Consider the following 20065-nt stretch of genomic DNA (forward strand, 5'->3'; position numbering starts at 1 on the left):
CACCCACCCAACCCTGCTGATAAAAAAAATTCGATTCGAAAAAAACCAAGAAAGAAGTCCGTCCCGGTCGACCCCGATTCGAAAAATATCGATCGAACCGATCCGAGATCCCAAACGGTGGCGGGAACGCATTCTCCAGCGGGTGAAACCGAGCCCGAGACATCTTCTCAAGACTTTGAAAAACCTGACGACTCCCGTTCTCCCGAGGCAGCAACCACTAAAACCAACACGCCCATCGAACAAATTAAAGACTTGGGAGTGCGGGTAAACCCCCAAATTGAAAAAGTGGTGAAACTCGCATCGGTGCAAGTGGTTAAAGATGCAATCGCTTTGTTACGGCACAAGCGGCAAACTCACCAGACTTTGCGGAATCCCGCCGGTTTTCTAGTGCGGGCGATCGAGAATCGTTGGAAACCGGAACCTTCGACCACTTCAGCACCGGAGGGATTTGGCGAATGGTTTGAGGCAGCGCGAAAAGCGGGAATAGTAATCGCCTCCACGCTCGATCGAGCCACAGGTCAATTGTGGGTGTTCGATCGCGATGGAAATCGCTATCTTTACGAAAAAATGGTCGCTCGGTTCCCCACCCGAAGATTTTTGGAGTGAAGGTATAGCACTACGCATCGAACGGCGGAATTTTTCGGCATTCCTCGGTTTTGAGGTGGCGAAGGTGGTGGAGAGCTGCCTGGGTGAGAGATTCGAGTTTGAGGTCGTAAGCGAGCATCTGGGTTTCCAGCCAAGCGGTCAGGGTGCGACCGTCTTCGACGGTGGCTTCCCGAAAGCCGAGGGTGTGGCGGACCCGAGCGCGGTGGGCTTTGATGGTGCGACCCGAAAAGTCGTAGTCCCCGAATTGGTCGGGGTCGCACTTGAGTTGGTCGGCAACGTAGCGGACAACTGCCGGGGGAATTTCCGCTGGGGTCATCGGAAAGCGACCCTCGTACTGGTAGAACTTGAGCAATACGGCGAATCCCAGGCGGTTGGTGGCTCCTCTCTGGGTAAGGAGGTCGAGTTCTGTCGGGAGCAGCGTCCAGTGTTCGATGAGTTCTTCGGGCTGCCAGTTGCGTTTCATGGACGGTCGCGGTGAGTGGGTGCGCCCGTATTATCCCGAATTCTCTGCCCTGGGAATATTGCAGCTTCTAAGCAGTTACGGCAAAATTCCCCGCTCGCCTTCATTTCTCTTTTCCTACAATCGAGGTAAGACAAGACGTTGAAGGAGGGCAAGCGATGAGAGTTCTCAGTGCCCCAACTACTGAAAGCGGCAAAATTGTTCGAGACCACCTCACCCCTCGGGAAGTGAAGCGGTTAATTGAAGCGGTGAAGAAGCAAGGGGGATGGTACGCTTTTCGCAATGCCACCCTCATCCTCATGCTTTACCGCCACGGGTTGCGCCGTTCGGAAGCGGCTCATCTGAGATGGTCGGACGTAGACCTAGCCGGAGGCACGATTTACATTCGGCGCGTCAAAGGGTCTCGTTCCGGTCGCCATCCCCTTCAGGGTGATGAACTCAGAGCCTTAAGAAGACTCAAAAGAGAGAATGCCCCATCGCCTTTTGTCTTTACGGGAAATCGCCACACCCCGTTGAGCCCCAGGAGTATCAGTCATATCGTTCGCCAAGGGGGAATAAGGGTGGGCTTTGAGTTTGGCGTTCACGCCCATCTCTTGCGTCATGCCTGTGGGTACTATTTGGCGAATAAAGGTATCGATACGAGAACCATTCAGGATTATCTCGGTCATGCCAATATTCAGAACACCGTCCGGTATACGCACCTGTCCGGGGCTAGATTCGAGGGACTATGGGATTAAGGCGTCAAGTTTTGAGTCTGCAATGCTTATGGGGCAATGGTTTCAGGAGCTTGTTGCCCCTGGTGACAGCTTCGCTAGATCTACGCCTTTTCTTTGTGGTCATCAACTCGACTCTGAAAGGCTTACAGAACAAGGGTTATATCCGAAACCGTAGGTCTCTGTTGAGATGCCCCCGCTCGTCCTAGATCTACGCCTAGTCCATCTACGCCTCATCGACCGCCTTGAAAAATGCGGAAGAAGCCGAGAAACGAGAAAAAGCTACCGACGGGGCGCAAAACCTCCCCAACGGTATCGGCAACGCTCGTCAAACCCGATCGTCCTACCACAATTACATCGTTATTTTGTAAAAGAGGATTGCCGATCGTATCGATCCCCTGTTCGAAATCGATGGCAATTTCTCGCCGAGAAACGGTGCCGTCGGGATTCAGGCGAATTAATTCGACGGCACTATCGCTGGCGCGGATGGGATCGAAGCCGCCGGCTACTAGCAGGGCTTGGTTTAACGGCGTGTTGGGGGGAACGTCCACCGGTCCGGGTCGAACGACTTCGCCAACGACGTTAACTTGAATGGTATCGGGGGAAAAGCTAGCTGAAGCGAGGGCTTCGATTTCCGTGGGATCGATTTCTCTGGCGGTAGGGATGGCGATCGTATCTCCCGTTTGCAAAATAATATCTTGGGCGATGTCCCCAGACTGTAAAAGCTCCCACAAGTTGACTTCAATCGTTTGCGCTCCCTCTCGCGTCAGGCGGCGCACTTCAATGCGGCGAATGTCGGCTAAATCCGTAATCCCGCCGGCGACTTCAATCGCTTGGGTGACCGTGGGCGGGACTTCAATTCCCCCTTCTGGGCTCACCGTGTGAGGACCGGGTCGAAAGACTTCTCCGACCACGGCAATTTGAATGGGTTCGCCCGCCAATGGCGAAAACGTCGCCGACTCGATGGCGCGACTGCGCCGGGCATCAAAACTTTCGGCGGTGGGAATCCAAATGCTATCCCCATCGAGCAGGATCGGATCTTGGTCGACGGCACCGTTTTGCGTCAGGTCTAAGAGGTTTGCCACTAGGGTGCGCTCGCCGCGCTGGATCTGAACCTGTCGGACCCCGGCGGCTTGGGTGACGCCACCGGCGACCGAAAGCGCTTCGGTCAACGTGGGAAATAACCGACCCGCCTGGGTTGTCAGCGTATACGAACCGGGGCGGTTGACTTCTCCTGAAACGGCAATTTGTACGGGGCGAGGTTCGAGTAAAACCAGGGCGACCAGCGGTCTTCTCAGAAACGGCGCGTATCGACCGGAGATCAGGTCTTGAGCTTGAGGCAGGGTCAACCCGCTCACGAATAGGCGACCGATGACTTGTAGGTTAATCGTTCCATCGAGTAAAACCAGGTATTCCCCGCTGTACTGCGGGACGCCAAATACATCCACCCGCAGGCGATCGCCCGCTCCTAAAATGTAGCTTGCCTCTGCGGGTGAGGGAGAAACGGCTCGGTTGAGAGTGGAAGGTGCGGGTTTGTTTCCCGAGCCCGGGAGTGGAGGGGGGGGAAGGGGAACCGATGGTAATTGAGTCACCCAGTGACTTTGAGTTAACAGGGTCAAACTCGCGAAAGATTGAAGGAAAATTAGAGAAGACATAGAGGTCGATAAATAAACGAGCGCGAGGGAACGAACTCAATGGCGTGGAATTGAATTCCCAAAACCGATCTTGAAAAGCTCGTGCCGTAGGAGATCGATTAATACTCGATCTCCTGCGGCTTTCCCGAAGATAACAAATTGTTACTTTGTCTTTCATAAATGAGACGCTTACCTCTGTCATCTCTTACTTTCTATAAATACAGATGGCTCGAATTCAGTCGAGCCGTAACTCTACAAAAAATCTTGTCGATCGAAAAGGAGATTTAAATGCTTGACGCTTTTTCTAGAGCCGTAGTTTCGGCAGATTCGAGCACCTCGCCCATTGGCAGCGACAAAATTAACGAACTCAAATCATTCGTGGCCGAGGGTAATAAGCGCCTCGATGCCGTTAACGCCATCGCCAGCAACGCCAGCTGCATCGTTTCCGATGCCATCGCCGGTATGATTTGCGAAAACACCGGCTTGATCCAAGCCGGCGGCAACTGCTATCCCAACCGCCGCATGGCTGCTTGCTTGCGCGATGGCGAAATCGTCTTGCGCTACGTCACCTACGCGCTGCTTGCCGGCGATGCCTCGGTTTTAGACGACCGCTGCTTGAACGGTCTCAAAGAAACCTATACCGCTTTGGGCGTTCCCGCCACCTCCACCGTGCGCGCCGTCCAGATCATGAAGGCTTCTAGCACCGCTCACATCACCAATACGAACACCGAAGCCCAAGCCGGTAGCAGCAAGTTCCGCCAAATGGCAGTTGCCGACGGCGATTGCTCGAGCCTGGCGTCTGAAGCCGCCGGCTACTTCGACCGCGTGATTTCCGCTTTGAGCTAATTCCTCTAGCCCCGAAGCCGATTGCGTTGAAATCAACACCCGAGCAAATCCAACCTGGAGTATAGAAAAAAATGAAATCAGTTGTAACGACCGTTGTTACCGCTGCGGATGCGGCAGGTCGCTTCCCCAGCACGTCCGATTTAGAATCCGTCCAAGGTAGCTTGCAACGCGCGGCCGCCCGCATGGAAGCCGCTGAAAAGCTCGCGGGCAATCTCGATGCCGTCGCCCAAGAAGGCTACGACGCTTGCATCAAGAAATATTCTTACCTCAATAACGAAGGTGAAGCCAACTCCACCCAAACCTTCAAAGATAAGTGCTTGCGCGATATCAAGCATTACCTGCGCCTGGTCAACTACTGCCTCGTCGTCGGCGGTACGGGTCCTTTGGACGAGTGGGGAATTGCCGGACAGCGCGAAGTCTACAAAGCCTTGAATTTGCCGACGGCTCCTTACGTTGCCGCCCTCTCTTTCATCCGCACTCGCGGTTGCGCTCCTCGGGACATGTCCGCTCAAGCGCTCACGGAGTACAACGCCCTTCTCGACTACGTCATTAACTCCCTATCCTAGGGACGCGAAGTCACTGGAATTTTCCAGTTCTTCCTTCGAGATTCGCAGCGGCGACCCGAACGCTTCCCACTCAACGCGAGGTTTCTAGACAGAACCGCGCTTCGGAAGCACCCCGCGGTCGAACGTCGCAGCGGTCTCTCCTTTGGAGATTTTCTCCCAACAGACATCTCCGAAAACTTAGTTTCAAACCCGGCAACATCAAGGTTTGAGATTAATTTTCGGAGATGTTTTTGACCGCAAGAGGAAAGATCGCTCTCGTGTCGGTCTGGGGAGAGGACCGCGAGCGAAACAGTTCGACGCCAGAATCAGCACGTGACGCGACCGCGTCAAGTCAAGCCCACCGTATAGCACTACGCAAATGCATTGGGACGTTGCTATTTCCGATGTGCGTATCGTCGCTCTGGGTATCGGGCAATTTTCCCAAACGTCCTAACGGACTTGCATGGCGCTCGACCCCTCTTCTGTCGGAGATGTCTATTTAAGTTTGGCGGCGGGACATCCTGCTAGAAGTAAAACTTACCGAGCATCCCAACCAATCTAAACGCTCCCATTCGAGAGGGCACGAGCCCGCACGTGATTGAAATGGATCGACGATTTGCCAATATTTTCGGTTTAACAGAAGAACAAGCCATCAGCTTGCTCAAAACGTCGAGCGACCGACTCGAAGACCGCTGCGATCGCTACGTCGGTGCCTCTCACTTAGCAAATTTTCCTACGGAGCGATCGATTCGCGCTCTGATCGAAACCCTTCGCGATCCGAACCCGGCAACTTACCATCGCATTGCCCGTCGTAAAGCCGTCGAAAGTTTGGGGCGATTGAAGGCCGCCGAAGCCTTACCGGCAATTCGGGCTTGTTTGGTCGATGAAGATTGCTATACCGTCGAAAATGCCGTTTGGTCTCTTGGCGAAATCGGGACGGAGGATGAAACCATTCACGAAGAAATCGCTCGATTGCTGGCGCGACCCGGTCAAAACTATCGATCCATCATCCGGGTTCTGTCAAAATTCAACTACAAAAATGCGCTGGAGCGGGTGGAAAGATTGACCGAGTCGGAAGACGAAACCGTCGCGAGTGCGGCGATTTCCGCCATCGCTCGGCTGGCGGGGGACTACAGCGGCATGAATCGAGTCGTCGAATTGCTATCGCACGCCAACGTCAACGTCCGCCGCGCGTGCGTTCAAGATCTCATCGACGCTCGATATTACGACGCCATTCCCCACATTGCCAGATGTCCGGTGTCGATCGTCTTTCGCTTGCGAGGCATCCGTTCGTTAGCCAATGCGGGGATTGGCGAGGGGTCGATAACGTTCGCGCAAATCGAACCCGACCTCGATCGGGTGGTGCGAGATCGTCCCGGCGATTTGAATATGGTACATGAATACGACCGCACGCCCTCTTTAGAATTCGCCATCGGCGAGCTTTACCAGACCGACTTCGGGCGCTGCTATCTCGCCAGCCAAACCCTGCTCGATGTCTACCCAGACCGCGCCGCTGCCGCTTCGATCGAGACTTTTGAGGAGAAAGCCCATCACGATTACGGAGCGCACTACCACGTCATCAAATTGTTGGGTTGGCTCGGGGGTGGGGATGCCTACGACTTTTTCGTCCAACAGGGTCTGCACAACAAGGCCCCTCAATTTCAAAAATCCCGCGCGGCGGCGGCCATTGCTTTGGGAGAATTGGGAGACCGACGGGCCGTCCCCCTCCTGCAAGAGTGCTTGAGTACCCCCATTTTCCATCTCAAATATGCCTGTTTGATGGCTTTAGAGCAATTGGGAGATACGTTAGGGCCAGAAATGGCCGCCGGCGATGAAGACCGCTTAATTCGCTTGAAAGCTCGCGCTCGCGCTTGAAAAACTATAGCTGAAGTTTGGATTCGGATTCGATGGAACCGCCGTATAAATCGGGTACGGTCTTAGAAGATGGGGACGATACGCGGTCGATGACGACCCCGAGATTTTGCAAGCGAAACGCACTTAACTGCTCCAACGTCTGTAAAACTAACGACTTGCGAGTTTTCGCCAATCCCACGACCGTCAGCATTCCATCCACGTGAGCGGCGAGAAAGATTGCATCCATAAAGTGATGCATGGCGGGGGTATCGTAGATGACAAAGTCAAAGGTGGCCTTAAATTCTTCGACAATATGCTGCATTTGAGCCGAACCGAGCAACTTGATCGACTTAGGAGAGGGTTTTCCCGCCGTGAGCACGAACAAATTATCCGCCGGGGGAAGCGGCTCGACGAGGGAATTGGGAACTAATTTATCCGTTAGAAGGTCGCTGAGTCCCTTGCGGTTTGGGATTCCCAGTCGCGCGTGGAGCATTGGTTCTCGCAAGTTCGCGTCAACGAGCAAAACTCGCTGACCCATATTGGCAACGGTAAGCGCTAAGTGAAGGGCAACGGTTGATTTCCCATCTCCGACCTCAGTTGACGCAATCGCTAAAGAGCGAATCGAACGTTCGGCGTAAAGAAAGCGAATGTTGGCGTAGAGGGTATCGAAAGCGTCCTGAAATTGAGAGAGGTTGCCCTCATCGCTCGGTATCACCCCAGAAAGACCCGAGTCGGGTCGCGACGGAGGCCCGAGTCTGCGGAACTCGTCGGTGTCTTGAAGGGGAATCACCCCCAAGACGGGGTGTTCGACATCGTCTTCAAAATCTTCGACCGTGTAGAAAATATCGCGAACCTTTTCCGCGACCACCGCGGCCACCGCGCCGAGCAACAGACCGCCCATAACGCCGGCGAGCAGCTTTTTCTTCGAATCGTAAGGCAGGGGAACGGGTTCGCCGTCCGCATCGAGGGGAATTTGGGGGGGAGAAATGACTTCCCAGGGAAAATTATCTTGAGCGGCTTCGACCCGCAGTTTTTCGCGCTGGGCTAGAAGTTGGTTGAGGGTTTGATTGGTCAGTGCCAGTCGCTGTTGGATTTCTGCATACTGGCGAGTCACCTCGGGAATTTCTTGGGCGTCGCGCTCGAAATCCTCTCGCGCTTCGGTCAGAGCATTCAGACGAACCTCTAGAAGTTGGATTTGACTGGCGGTTTCGACGAGTTGTTGAATTTGATTCTGACGCAACGAAGTTTGAAAGGAGAATACCGAATTACTCGGCTTCGGCGAAGCCGATGGCGCGCTCGGCGAGGCGTAGGCGTTCGCGTCGAGAATGTCTTGGGTTTCTCGATTCAATAACGCCAGTACGTTCTGCCGTTTGTCTTCAAGAAGCTGCATCTCGGGACTGGCTAAATTAAAAGTGGCCGATTCGACGGCCATTTGACTTTCGATTTCTTTGAGTTGCGCCAGAAGAGTGGCGCGATAGGGGTTTTCACTTAAAGCCGAGGCCACGAGCGCTTCTTCGGGGGTAAACTGTAATTGCTCTTGCAAGCGACCGTACAGTGTTTGGAGTTCTCGCAACTCTCTTTGAGTTTCGAGTTGTTGTACTTCCTTGTCGCGGATTTGTCCGTAGAGTTGTTCCCCTCGAGCTTGAGGGTCGATAAGTTCGTATTGTTGTTGAAGCTGTTGGAGTAGAGTTTGGTCTTCGTTGACTCGACTTTCTAAATCGGGAAGTTGCTCGTCGATAAATTCCACCCCTTCGCTAATGCGAGTCGTTCGCTCTTCGAGGGAATACTTTAAATATTTTTGGGTGGTTTGTTCCAAGACAAATTGAACCAAGCCCGGATTCGAGCCTTGATACTGAATGTCGAGGACTTTGGTTTGGTCGAATCTTCCTTTCCCAATTCGTTCGACGACTAAGTTTTTTCGCAAATCGTTGAGGCTGAAGTTGGGATAGCGATTTTGAACTTGCTCGACAATATCTGAGAACATCCCCGGACTCTGCAAAATTTGAAGCTGAGTGGGGTAGTCCAAGCTAAACAAATTATCGTTAGGGGCACCGCTGGTTCGCGTGAGCGTCGCGGGCTGTGCGAATTTGGCTTCGGAAGAAACGGGTTCGACTAAAATTTGAAAGTTGCCCGCAAAGACCGGAGGCGGCTGAGTCCTTGAAATCAAAGCGGCGGTGGCCACCGACGCGATGCCCGTCACGCCGATTACGAGGATGGCCTTACGCTGAACGATCCTGGAGAGGGGGCGAAAATTTAAGCCTTTTTGAGGCGGGGCCGTTAACTCGTCAATGTCTTCTGAAAGCTGTGTCACCGTGATTCTACCGCTCCGACTTCACACTGCATTTCGGCTCGGGCAGCTCGCAAGTTGCCAGCGACCGGACGCTTTTCAACCCAATTCCACCGGCGGTCGGTTTCGCGGGTCGTGGCTGCAATACCCGAAGATCTGTTGGTTTTACACCACGTCCGCCGGTCCGGTTCGGTTCCCCAGCACCGACCGCGACAAAGCTCGCACTTCGACCGGGCTACCGTCCGGGTTCCCAAGGCAGACAAATACGTCATGAACCTGTTTGATTTTCGCAATTTTACGCGAGGGTTGGTATGGCGCGTGCCAGGCACGACCGTTCCCGTTCTTCGAGCTGCTACTTGACCTGCAGCCAGTATATTACTACCACGCGCGAAGTTAGCCCGTTGAGGTCAAGACAGTGGGGTGAGTTTGATTTCTCACAACGAATACCATTATACCAACCCAGTAAATGACTGGAGTTTAGACGCGCTCTGATGCTGTTGGCGAATTCAAAAACACGCTTTGGGGCGATCTCCTCTTCCTTCAAAAAGTGGGTGGTGGCTGTATTTTCGTTCGTCGAATGCTACTTGTAGGGGTTTGAGTAGCAACTGTACAGAAACTTACGCTAAGGCTGAAAAGCTTGCGCTCCATGACTTTCAGAACCCATCGTGGCTCCGTCTCGGTCCGGTTGACTCTACCAAAGCTCCAAATCGACCAGTTCGTCTCCAGGTTCGACCTCCCGTAACGGTCGCATCCCTCCATCCTTCAATTCCTCAGGCAAACTAAACTGATAGCGACCCAACATATTGAAATGAGAATGGGGCAAAGGAGATAAACGAGCCTTATCTTCATCTGCAATCTCCCAACCGGACGAACGCAACTGACTCAAAGCCGCATCCATGTAATAGGTATTCCACAGTACCAATGCATTCACCACCAACCCCAAAGTCCCTAACTGCTCTTCTTGACCTTCGCGGTAACGTTGACGCACCTCGCCCCGACGACCGTGAAACACCGCCCTAGCTAAACTATGACGGCTTTCACCGCGATTGAGTTGGGTCAAAATGCGACGGCGGTAAGCTTCATCATCGACATAGTTGAGCAGATATAAGGTTTTGGTAATTCTGCCCAATTCTCCAATGGCTCTGGCAATCGTGGAGGGTTTCTTCCCTCGATGTAAGACCCGCACGATCTCGGTGGCACTGACGGTGCCGAGTTTTAGGGAACCCGCGACTCGTAACAAATCGTCCCAATTGTGCTCGATTAATTCCACTTTGACCGTTTGCCGTGCCAGCTTATCGAGAATTCCATAATCTGCCTGGGAGTCGAGCCGCCAAAAACGAGCGGCCCCAGCATCAGCCAGACGAGGCGAAAATTGATACCCCAACAACCAGAACAACCCAAAAACAACATCGCTGTACCCAGAAGTATCGGTCATCAGTTCTCTGGGACGCAGACTGGTTTGCTGCTCCAACAATCCCACCAGTACCGCGAGCGAATCTCTCAAGGTGCCGGGAACCACCAGACCGTGAAAGCCCGTAAATTGGTCGGAAGTGTAGTTATAGTAGGTGATTCCGCGACCTTGACCGAAGTATTTCCGGTTAGCTCCGGCGTTGAGCGTCCGCACGGGAACCACAAATCGCAGACCATCGGCAGAAGCCACTTCACCCCCACCCCAGCTTTGAGCCAGGGGAATTTCGGTCTGAGCATCCACTAAGCGCGCGTTCGCTCGAATTAGAGTTTCCGGGCGAAAGTAATTCCGTTCGATCCAAGCGAGCCGCCCTCGAGTCAGAGCCGGAATTCCTTGACGGACCAAGGGGGACAGACCAATATTGCATCCCCCAGCAATTAGGACCGCACAGATGCTAATCGAGAGGTCGCGCACTCGAGCTTGGCTCTCCGCCAGATGGGTGAATTCGTCCATAAAACCCGTCTTGGCCTGAATTTCGAGCAAGACTTCGGGTAAATCAACCTGGGGTAATAATGCTTCTATCTTTTCCTTGAGCTTGAGATAACTTTTGGGTTCGTCTAATTTATCGAGATTGCGAATGGTCAGAGACTCTTTTCCTTTTTTATCGACTTCGATTCGGACCAGTGAGTTTTGAGGTAGGTTTTGAGCCGTGCGGGAGTAAGCTCGGTCTAATTGCTGTTGTAAGGTGGAGATTTCCGGTAGGGGTTGGGGATTGAGATTCAAAGTCCGACAAACGGACGCACGGGCCGATTCCCAAGCCTGACCCTGTAGCAATTTGGCACGGGGATTACTCCACCGCTCCCCTTTTGACACAAATAGATCGCGACGGCGTAACCCCTCTAATAACTGTTCGAGAACGCAAAACGTGTAAGCGCGGCGATCGATACTGCCATCAGAGGAAACCACCCAAGAAGCCCAACTTTTATTGACGATTTTTAACGGTGCGGCATCCATTTTGGGTTTTCTGTGACCTTCAATGGATTGGAGAAATTTCCAGGCCGCGAGAGTTTTTTGACCGGCGAGATTCCCTTGAAAATCAAGAATTGAAAGGAGTTTGGGAAGAAAGCGACGAACGGCACGCCATTGTTGTAATAACTCCTGATGATAACGATCTTCCGGGGGACGGGCTAATTCTTCGACTTTGGCAATGGCTGAGGTTAATTGTTCTGGAGTTAATCGCTGCCAAACCCGTTCTCGGACTTGAGTATCGTCACAATCGGAATTTACAAGAACCTGACAAGCACTTGAGAGTTGCAAAGCCGCCGCATCCAAATCTTTGAGGGTACGCAATCGCGTCTTCTTACCATCGAGTTCCGATTTAGCGAAGATATCTTTGACCAATAAATCCAGTACGTCGAGAGCATCATCAATGGCGACCGCTTCCATGACGTAAGCCCATGCGACGAGAGTGGCAATTCTCCGAGCCGCAGGCATTCGGGCAATCGCTTGCGCTCGAAGGGTAAAAGCGGTTTTAGAAAGAGCTTTAAAGCGAATCGGTGGGATTTTGCCCACGTCTAACTGACCGATACCCAGCTCGCGAATGGCGACTAAACGATGCAAGGCATTAATTAAGGCCGGTCCGCTACTGCGAGTGGGAGATTTTCTCAGTTGTTCTAAAGGTGTTAATCGAGCTTGTTCGCCCACCGCAATCAGGGCTTCTAACTTCTCGATTTGCTCGGGGAACGGTAACTTCGAGAGGACGTTCCAGGTTCGGTTGGCGACCCGTTCTCTCACTCCAGATATCAAACGGGATAACACCGTCACCCCTGGCAGTAAAATTTTCTGTTCGACCAATCGGGCTGTGGTTAAATCGAACATCATCGAAGGACTTTCCCCTCCTATCCAAGCTCGTTGGTATAACCAACGCACCAAACGCCAATGTTCGGGTTGGTCGCTAAAATCGCGATAGCCGTAATGCTCCTTGATAGTTTGGGCGTGTACCCAATGGGTTGTGGCCAAGGGGAAAAAACTCGGAAGACAACCCGGACAACGAATCAAGTCCGACCGTCTAGCTCCAAAAGTATTGCAGATGGTAGCACGAGGAATTTCTTATCGTCAGATTGCCAGGGAGCTTCATCTGAGCAAAACGACTGTGAATGACATTGTTAAGCGACATCGACAAGGTAAAAATGGCAGCTCCTAGCTCGTCCAAGTCCGAGAGCGAGGAAAGATAGAAGCTCAAAGCTATGCCCCGCAATACTTACAGCCTTAGCGTAAGTTTCTGTACAGTTGCTACTCAAACCCCTTGTAGGACGAGCGGGGGCATCTCAACAGAGACCTACGGTTTCGGATATAACCCTTGTTCTGTAAGCCTTTCAGAGTCGAGTTGATGACCACAAAGAAAACGATCGTTTTTCTTGTTCCTGACTTTTGGCTGTTACCCCGCCTTGATGGGTGTCAAAAAACTCATCCAAAAATCAAAATTAAGTAAAGTGGTCAGTTTCAAGTTTTTTGACAGGTCAAAACCGTAGGTTTTTGCGCGAATGCCCCCGCTAGTCCAGTTACTACTCAAACCCCGAGTCGGCGTAGATCTAGGCGTAGATCTACGCCGATTCGCGAATACTTGTCTTTTATTAAGTTCGTTAACAGTATCAGTTGCTACTCAAACCCCTCATCTAACTTCATTGACGACACGCCCTAGAGTTTCGACCGTATAGCGGATTTGTGCTTCCGTATGGGTACAAGTCAAGAAAAAGCGCAAGCGGGCTGCATTTTGGGGCACCGATGGATAGATCATAAAAGGAACGTTAATCCCGCGCTCGAATAAGGCGTTCGATAGCCTCACGGATTTGAGAGAATCGCCCACTAGAATGGGAATCACCACCGAGTCGGGACTCGGGCCGGTATTCAATCCTTTCTCGCAAGCCAGACTCGAGAACAGTCGAGCGCGCTCGTGCAGGCGCTCTACCCGTTCGGGTTCGGCTTTGAGACGTTCGAGCGCCGCAATGGCCGATGCGGCGTTGGGGGGCGAGATGCCCACGCTGTAGACGAACCCCGGAGCGGTATATTTGAGATATTCCACCAGGGCCCTGGAGCCGGCAATATAGCCGCCGCAGCTGGCGAAAGACTTGCTGAGGGTTCCCATCCACAAATCCACATCGCCCGGCGCGACCCCGAAATGTTCGCCGATGCCCCGTCCGAAGCGGCCCATGGTGCCGATGGAATGGGCTTCGTCCACCATCAGAAACGCTTTGTGACGTTGCTTGACCTCGATAAATGCCGGCAGCTCGGGAATATCCCCATCGGTACTGTAGACCCCTTCAATGGCGACGAGCACTCGTTGGTAGCGGTCTCGACGCTCGTGCAAAATCAGATCGAGGGCTTGCCAATCGTTATGGGGAAAAGCGACGATGCTCGCCCCCGAGAGCAAACATCCCTGAAAAATACTGTTGTGGGAGAGCGAATCGTACAAAATCAGATCCCGCTGTCCGAACAAGTGAGCGATCGTCGTGACGTTGGTGGCGTGCCCCCCCACGTAAACGATGCTATCCTCCGTCCCCACAAAATCGGCAATGGCTCTTTCTAACTCGCGGTGCAGGGGTTTTTCTCCCGAAATCAGGCGAGAAGCCGAGACGGAGGTTCCGTAGCGCTCGATGGCCCGCTTGGCCGCTGCCGACACCGCCGGGTCGCCGCACATTCCCAAATAGTTATAGGTGCCGTAGTCGATCAGTTCCCGACCGCCGATGGTGGTGGTATCGCGATTGATGCCCTCTTGGGGGACGAAAAACGGATTGCCCCGACCGAGACTTTCAATAGATGCCAGTTGCTGCTTGAGTTGAAGGTACTCTGGATACAGATCGAAGCGATAGTATTCCTCTCGGATTTCTCCCTTTGCCGCTTGTTTGGCTTTTCGTTCTAACAAACGCGCCAGTAGCGCGCGCTTTCGGTCCGGTGAAAGATTGGCTCGACCTTCGGATTCCGATCGATTTGTCATCCCCGACCTTCCTGTTGAGATAACATCGAGTTTAATAAAGCATCCACTTCGGCATCGGACATGCCATCGAGTTGGGCGAGCATTGCTTCGGCATCTTCTCCCAAATCCTTTGCCGTTGGTGGGCGAACCGTCGCATCTAGCGATGTATCCTCAGCTAAATACCGCGCGAGCGTCTCGATGGTCGGATAATCCCATAAAAGAGTCGGAGGGAGCCGACATCCGAGAAAATTTTCTAAATCTCCCGAAAGATTCACGGCTTCGACGGAGCTCAGACCGCAATCGGCAAAATCTTTTTGGGTGTCTATTCGGTCGGGTTCGAGTTCCAACTCTCGGGCGAGTCGAACTTGCAGCCACTGTGCGAGTTCGGATTCGGTATGGGACGAAGCGCCCGCGAAAAGTTCTGCTTCGTTTTCAACTTCAGGGGCGTGTCGGTCTTCTTTCCCATTCCAAGATGGGTTCAACAGTTGCATCGTTCACTCCTCCATCACGTACGACTCGCGCTCCACTTCAGATCGAGGGAGGCATCGAGTGGCTGTTGGGCATCTTCCGGGTTCGTACCCTCGCGCGAGGGCGCTAGAAACGGCTACGACAAAGTGCGAGAGCGTTCGCCTCGATTCCATTGCTGGTTTGGAACCAGCAATGGAATCGAAACTTGGGGAAGATATGATGGTTATTGTGCCACGAAGCCCCACAAGTCGGAAGAGCGAACTACCAGTTCTTCCGACTGGCATAGCTGTAAGAGCTCGCCAACAGGAAGCTCTGGGGTTTGATGCCGGTGCGATCTCATCAGCATCGGCATCAAACCCCACATACACCATCCCTGGGTCGATCCAGCTTACCTTAACCGGCAATGTGCTGTACGATCGGGAGTGATACTACAGCACATTGCCACACCCCCTTTATAAAAATAGGCTAAACCCTTTTATTTCAAGAATTTATGGCGGCTTGAATAAGTGGGTTACGATAACCGGATTGGGTATGATTACAACAATGGCGTTCGGTTCGTCGCTAACCGGCAATGTGCTGTACGATCGGGAGTGATTACAACAATGGCGTTCGGTTCGTCGCTGTCTTCCCAAACTCCTTTCCACCTTGAATGCGGAATGTGGGTTGGAACCACCTAAATCTTTAGGGACTTGCAAAGAAATAAAGTACCCGCGCCTCAAAGATACGGGGTAGGGGACTTGCGGCCGTTGACCCCAGGACTCGGGTACACTATTTTCCCGCACATCCCTTACGTTTGACTTCCTTTAGAAGGAATCACGTGCCTGACTCGATAAATTGGGCGACCTTGAGATTCGTGATAAGTTCGCATCAGCAATTCTCCAAGCAGACCGAAGCAAAATAACTGCACCCCAGTTAAAACCAGCAGAACCGCCAAAATCAGTAAGGGACGATCTCCGAGACTTTCATTGAAGAAGAGCTTGAGAAAGCTCAAGTAGCCCCCCATCAAAACCCCAGAGGTCATCGAAACAATACCCAAAATCCCAAAAACGTGCATCGGTCGCGTCAGAAACTTTTTCATGAAAAAGACCGTGAATAAATCCATCACGACTCGAAAAGTTCGACCCAGTCCGTACTTACTCACGCCGTGTTTGCGTTTCGAGTGCTTGACGGGTAACTCGGCAATTCTGGCCCCTTCAATATAAGCCAGAGCGGGTAAAAATCGATGCAACTCGCCATAAAGTCGGATATGAGCGATTAACTCTTTTCGATAGGCTTTTAAGGAACAGCCGTAATCGTGTAGCTTAACTCCTGTGAGCTTCCCGATCAGCCAATTGGCGATTTTGCTCGGTAACAAGCGAGTCAGCGCCGCATCCTTGCGGTTTTTACGCCAACCGCTGACGAGATCGTAACCTTTGTTGAGTTCTTCTAGCAGCCGGGGAATTTCTTCGGGGGGATTTTGCAAATCGGCATCTAAGGTGACGATGACATCACCGCGCGCTTCGTCGAATCCAGCGGCCATGGCTGCGGTTTGACCGTAGTTGCGCCGCAAAAGAACGGCTTTTAGATTCGGGTGAGTTAGAGCTTTATCTTTGAGCCACTTGGCAGAACCATCTTTGGTCGAACCATCGTCTACACAAATAATTTCGTACCTCAGTTTAGCCCCTTTTAAGTAACTCAGTTTAGCCCCTTCTAAGCTCGTTACAATTCGCTCGAGCAGGTCGGGTAAACTTTTTTCCTCGTTATAAACTGGAACCACGATCGAAAGGTCTAGACCATCGGCTGGAGGCTTTGATGAGTCTCGCTCGTTCTGATTAGATGTAGAAGGATTCTCAGTTTGCAACTTTGATAAGTCTTGATAGTCCGAATTAGATGTAGAAGGATTCTCAGTTTGCAACTTTGATGAGTCTCGCTCGCTCTGATTAGATGTAGAAGGATTCTCAGTTTGCAACTTTGATGAGTTTCGCTCGCTCTGATTAGATGTAGAAGGATTCTCAGTTTGCAACTTTGATGAGTTTCGCTCGCTCTGATTAGATGTAGAAGGATTCTCAGTTTGCAACTTTGATGAGTTTCGCTCGTTCTGATTAGATGTAGAAGGATTCTCAGTTTGCAACTTTGATAAGTCTTGATAGTCCGAATTAGATGTAGAAGGATTCTCAGTTTGCAACTTTGATGAGTCTCGCTCGTTCTGATTAGATGTAGAAGGATTCACAATATCAATTCATAAAGAACAATAGAAAAGCGTAAGAAGTCAGATATAGGGGCGGGTGAACTCCCCAAATTTTCGTGAGTTCAAATCCTAGCTAGGAGAAAAGTAGAATTGCTATATGAGCTATTGAGTTACTATCCGAATTAGCTTCAACACAATTCCAACTTTTCGACTCTATAATGCACTCGATGACTATAGTCGTCAATGTGAGTATTCGTCGTGAGATACCCGCCACTTCTAAACCTTTTACGAGATAAGACTCGGGAGAATTTGCGCGTCAAGCTGTTCATCTCAATCGGTTCGGGGATGTGTTGTCAGTCGAACTACCTCTAACTCATTCTCGTCAACGTCAATTTCGATGGTGGTTATCCAATCGTCGTCTTAACGCAATGACACTCCACCTTACACTAAGGAGTCTAGCAAAAATAACTCGAACAACAAGTCGCCGCGCGTCAAGCTGTCCCTAGATCTACACCAAATAGGGCTAGACTTAAGGCTAGACAAGTAACTAGAATGAGAGGGTAGCGAGCGGAAATGAACCTTATCGACTGCCAGAATGATCCGTAATTTAGCTGATTCCAAGGGGAGCATCGAATCTCCCGTATTGAAACGAGAACTGCTGACTTCCTTTCTGGAGTCCAAGCATAAACCCAATACCCGACGCGCTTACGAGAAAGACTTACGGCTCTTTTTTAAGGCGCTCGCCCCCGACCGGGAGTTGACCGAGATTCTAATTCGAGAGTTCCTAAGCCTCCCCACCCCCAAAGCGGTGCAGCTCGTTGTCTGCTTCAAGATGCATCAGAAAGCTCGAGGGCTTTCCGATGCGACCGTCGAACGGCGCGTGAGTGCGGTCAAAGCGTTGGTGTACCATGCCAGGGCGATCGGTCTGACCGCTATCACCTTGGAAGACGTGCGCTCGGTCAAAATCGAGCGCTATCGAGACACTACCGGAGTTGATGTTGAAGTGTATCGCCAAATTCTACAAACAGTCGATACCTCCACTCTTAAGGGTAAGCGAGACAGCGCGATCCTGCGTTTGCTGTGGACAAATGCTTTGCGACGAAACGAAGTGGTGGGATGCGATATTTGCGATTTCGACCGAACGAACGGGCGATTGCAAATCTTGGGAAAAGGGAAATCCAATCGCGAATGGGTCGATTTAGCGCGGGGGACTAGCCATGCGATAGCCAACTGGCTAGACGCACGAGAAACGACCCGCCCGAGCGACCCTCTGTTTGTCGGATTGGATAAAGCCCACTCTCCCGGTCGTTTGGCGGGGTCGTCGGTCTACCGAATCGTCCGAGCGTACTCCAAGCAGGCCGGAGTGGAGAAAGTGATGTCCCCCCACCGCGTTCGCCACAGCGCTATCACCGCAGCGCTCGACGCATCTAATTCGGACTATCGGAAAGTGCAGCGGCTCAGCCGTCACGCCGATATTCGCACCCTCCAGATTTACGACGACAACCGTCAGGGACACCAGCAGGAAATGACCGACCTATTGGAGGAAGCACTCGGCTAATTTCGAGCGATTGGGGGTAGACTGAGGGCTAGACTATTAACTAGCCCTTTTTAATGCTATGGCTCTTGGAAGAAATCAGAAGCTCGCCACTTTCAAATGCGATCGCCAAATATGGGATCGATTCCTCGCCCGTGCCGCCGAAAACGGAACGTCTGGAGCCGAGCTGTGCAAGTGGTTCGTCAGCGCCTACGTTAGCGGCGAAATTGACCCCCGGCAACATTTGGAAGATGCGGATGTCGAGCGACTAGCTGATGGTCTAGACAAACGTCTAGCCCCTATCTATCGGCGCCTAAACGAATTCAACGACCGCTTGGGAAAGTCGAGCGAGAAAGTCACCATCCTCTACCCGTGACCGGCTCCACTCGGGTAGCCGACCGAGTGGAGCCATCCTCCACACCTCTGGAGATCGCCAAGCGGGGGTCTCCACGCCCCGTAACAAACGAAGGGGTCGGGATATCGAACACCAAAATGGCGAAACTGTGTGGAACTGGCAAGCGTCAACTTCGAGCCATTCGGGATGACCCAAAGCGTTTGGTAGCTTTCACCACCGAGCGGTTAGGAAAGGCTTACGAATATCGAGGTGGGGCGTTCTATCTGCGGGAAATGTAGCGCTCCCGACGCCAACCTGGAGACTTGCTTTTTTTAGGGAGGAGAGTGTGAACGGTTACGTTAGGTGTTAGTCTGATCTTGAATTGGGCTAGTTCCTCAAACAGTCGCTCGATAAGATTTCGTGGTTCGAGTACCAGTGTCAAGCAACTGCTCGCCTGTTAGTTGCTTGGGCTGGGGGGGTTGGTTTTTGGGGTCGCAGTGTTTGGCTCGTGCCGTCACATTACCGAAAAACCTGATTTTCTCTACCTCTCTTGCTTGAACTTTTATACGGCTACTCTTATCTGGCTGCGCTGAAATGTTAACAGACCTTAATGATTTTTGTCTTGGGGTATTCTAAGGGAACACCCTGTTCTAAAATATTACCAAAGCAAAATCAGCGATGGCAAAGTGAGAGAAACTGACCCATCGCTGACTTCACTAAACTTAGTGGAGAGACGTTGGAGAAAACGTCTCGACCAACAAAAGTATCATAACCTAATACTGTTTATGATACATCAGTTAGTCATTATTTTCTCCAATTCTCTCCAAAGGAGAAAATAATGACTGAATCTATCCAAACTTACGCCTTAGACCCGGTTAGCATTCCTTTTTCCCCAGTGCTAGCCGTCGAACTCGGTTCGAATGCCGCGCTCGTCCTCCAGCAAATTCACTACTGGATCGAAAAGGGTGCCGGTCGGGTTATCGATGGAACGCGCTGGATCTATAACACTTTGGATGATTGGCTCGAGCAATTCCCTTGGCTGAACAAATGGAGCCTTCGCAAAACAATGGGGGTTTTGCGGGAGCGAGGACTGGTTAAATTCAACCAATTTGAGAAAAAACAATGGAAGCGTCGGGGGTGGTATACGATCGATTACGAAGTGCTCGAAACCTTGCCACTATCGAAGTGTGCGAATAACGCACACGTCGAAGTGCGCGATCGGCACACTTCATATAT

General features: G+C 51.9%; 18 protein-coding genes. 10 read left to right on the forward strand and 8 right to left on the reverse strand.

Annotated features, from left to right (window positions below; translation table 11 throughout):
* Positions 1–117 precede the first annotated feature (117 nt).
* A complete protein-coding gene (locus tag IQ235_RS02150; protein ID WP_264319854.1) occupies positions 118–606 on the forward strand; it encodes a hypothetical protein in 489 nt (162 codons plus the stop codon).
* Between the two features lie 10 nt (positions 607–616).
* Here IQ235_RS02150 and IQ235_RS02155 read toward each other — a convergent pair whose 3' ends face one another.
* Complete coding sequence (locus tag IQ235_RS02155) at positions 617–1069, reverse strand: DUF4158 domain-containing protein (RefSeq protein ID WP_264319855.1); 453 nt, start codon at positions 1067–1069, stop codon at positions 617–619.
* 155 nt (positions 1070–1224) lie between these two features.
* Between IQ235_RS02155 and IQ235_RS02160 the strand changes: the two genes are divergently transcribed.
* A complete protein-coding gene (locus IQ235_RS02160; RefSeq protein ID WP_264319856.1) occupies positions 1225–1803 on the forward strand; it encodes a tyrosine-type recombinase/integrase in 579 nt (192 codons plus the stop codon).
* A gap of 209 nt (positions 1804–2012) precedes the next feature.
* On the opposite strand, the gene IQ235_RS02165 is transcribed toward IQ235_RS02160, so the two are convergent.
* The gene (locus tag IQ235_RS02165; protein WP_264319857.1) at positions 2013–3434 is read right to left on the reverse strand and encodes a polysaccharide biosynthesis/export family protein; all 1422 of its coding nucleotides are present in this window, start codon (positions 3432–3434) and stop codon (positions 2013–2015) included.
* 267 nt (positions 3435–3701) lie between these two features.
* Between IQ235_RS02165 and cpeB the strand changes: the two genes are divergently transcribed.
* The 3 genes from cpeB (at position 3702) to cpeY (ending at position 6679) form a co-directional block, all read left to right on the forward strand.
* Positions 3702–4259 carry a phycoerythrin subunit beta gene (cpeB, locus tag IQ235_RS02170; protein WP_264319858.1) on the forward strand — a complete coding sequence of 186 codons (558 nt, stop codon included), beginning with the start codon at positions 3702–3704 and terminating at the stop codon, positions 4257–4259.
* Between the two features lie 71 nt (positions 4260–4330).
* Positions 4331–4825 carry a C-phycoerythrin subunit alpha gene (gene cpeA / locus IQ235_RS02175; protein ID WP_264319859.1) on the forward strand — a complete coding sequence of 165 codons (495 nt, stop codon included), beginning with the start codon at positions 4331–4333 and terminating at the stop codon, positions 4823–4825.
* Between the two features lie 582 nt (positions 4826–5407).
* The gene (gene cpeY / locus IQ235_RS02180; RefSeq protein WP_264319860.1) at positions 5408–6679 is read left to right on the forward strand and encodes a C-phycoerythrin alpha-cysteine-82 phycoerythrobilin lyase CpeY; all 1272 of its coding nucleotides are present in this window, start codon (positions 5408–5410) and stop codon (positions 6677–6679) included.
* Positions 6680–6683: 4 nt separating this feature from the next.
* Here cpeY and IQ235_RS02185 read toward each other — a convergent pair whose 3' ends face one another.
* From IQ235_RS02185 to IQ235_RS02195, 3 genes are all read right to left on the reverse strand, one after another.
* Positions 6684–8969: a GumC family protein gene (locus tag IQ235_RS02185; protein ID WP_264319861.1), complete on the reverse strand. Its 2286-nt coding sequence runs from the start codon at positions 8967–8969 to the stop codon at positions 6684–6686.
* A complete protein-coding gene (locus tag IQ235_RS02190; RefSeq protein WP_264319862.1) occupies positions 8966–9217 on the reverse strand; it encodes a hypothetical protein in 252 nt (83 codons plus the stop codon). The genes IQ235_RS02185 and IQ235_RS02190 overlap by 4 nt, the downstream gene beginning before the upstream one ends.
* Before the next feature lie 419 nt (positions 9218–9636).
* Positions 9637–12411: a Tn3 family transposase gene (locus tag IQ235_RS02195; protein WP_405196628.1), complete on the reverse strand. Its 2775-nt coding sequence runs from the start codon at positions 12409–12411 to the stop codon at positions 9637–9639.
* Between IQ235_RS02195 and IQ235_RS02200 the strand changes: the two genes are divergently transcribed.
* Positions 12365–12556, forward strand: coding sequence for a helix-turn-helix domain-containing protein (locus IQ235_RS02200; protein WP_264319864.1), 192 nt, complete (start codon positions 12365–12367; stop codon positions 12554–12556). The two genes, IQ235_RS02195 and IQ235_RS02200, sit on opposite strands and share 47 nt — an antisense overlap.
* A 468-nt stretch (positions 12557–13024) precedes the next feature.
* On the opposite strand, the gene IQ235_RS02205 is transcribed toward IQ235_RS02200, so the two are convergent.
* The 3 genes from IQ235_RS02205 to IQ235_RS02215 all read right to left on the reverse strand — a co-directional run bounded on the left by IQ235_RS02205 (position 13025) and on the right by IQ235_RS02215 (position 16553).
* Positions 13025–14347 carry an aminotransferase class I/II-fold pyridoxal phosphate-dependent enzyme gene (locus IQ235_RS02205; RefSeq protein ID WP_264319865.1) on the reverse strand — a complete coding sequence of 441 codons (1323 nt, stop codon included), beginning with the start codon at positions 14345–14347 and terminating at the stop codon, positions 13025–13027.
* On the reverse strand, positions 14344–14817 hold the full coding sequence (locus IQ235_RS02210; RefSeq protein WP_264319866.1) for an acyl carrier protein: 474 nt from the start codon (positions 14815–14817) through the stop codon (positions 14344–14346). The genes IQ235_RS02205 and IQ235_RS02210 overlap by 4 nt, the downstream gene beginning before the upstream one ends.
* A gap of 764 nt (positions 14818–15581) precedes the next feature.
* Positions 15582–16553, reverse strand: coding sequence for a glycosyltransferase family 2 protein (locus IQ235_RS02215; RefSeq protein WP_264319870.1), 972 nt, complete (start codon positions 16551–16553; stop codon positions 15582–15584).
* A gap of 1051 nt (positions 16554–17604) precedes the next feature.
* Here IQ235_RS02215 and IQ235_RS02220 point away from each other — a divergent pair.
* The 4 genes from IQ235_RS02220 to IQ235_RS02235 all read left to right on the forward strand — a co-directional run.
* Entirely contained in the window at positions 17605–18519 is a 915-nt protein-coding gene (locus tag IQ235_RS02220; protein ID WP_264319867.1) for a tyrosine-type recombinase/integrase, read from the forward strand.
* Between the two features lie 58 nt (positions 18520–18577).
* Complete coding sequence (locus IQ235_RS02225; protein WP_264319868.1) at positions 18578–18871, forward strand: hypothetical protein; 294 nt, start codon at positions 18578–18580, stop codon at positions 18869–18871.
* On the forward strand, positions 18868–19128 hold the full coding sequence (locus tag IQ235_RS02230) for a hypothetical protein (protein ID WP_264319869.1): 261 nt from the start codon (positions 18868–18870) through the stop codon (positions 19126–19128). Before IQ235_RS02225 ends, IQ235_RS02230 begins: the two co-directional genes overlap by 4 nt.
* Before the next feature lie 539 nt (positions 19129–19667).
* A partial coding sequence (locus tag IQ235_RS02235; protein WP_441373239.1) for a hypothetical protein occupies positions 19668–20065 on the forward strand: 398 nt, incomplete at its 3' end.

The organism is Zarconia navalis LEGE 11467, assembly GCF_015207075.1.
Classification (GTDB): Bacteria; Cyanobacteriota; Cyanobacteriia; order Cyanobacteriales; family Geitlerinemataceae; genus Zarconia; species Zarconia navalis.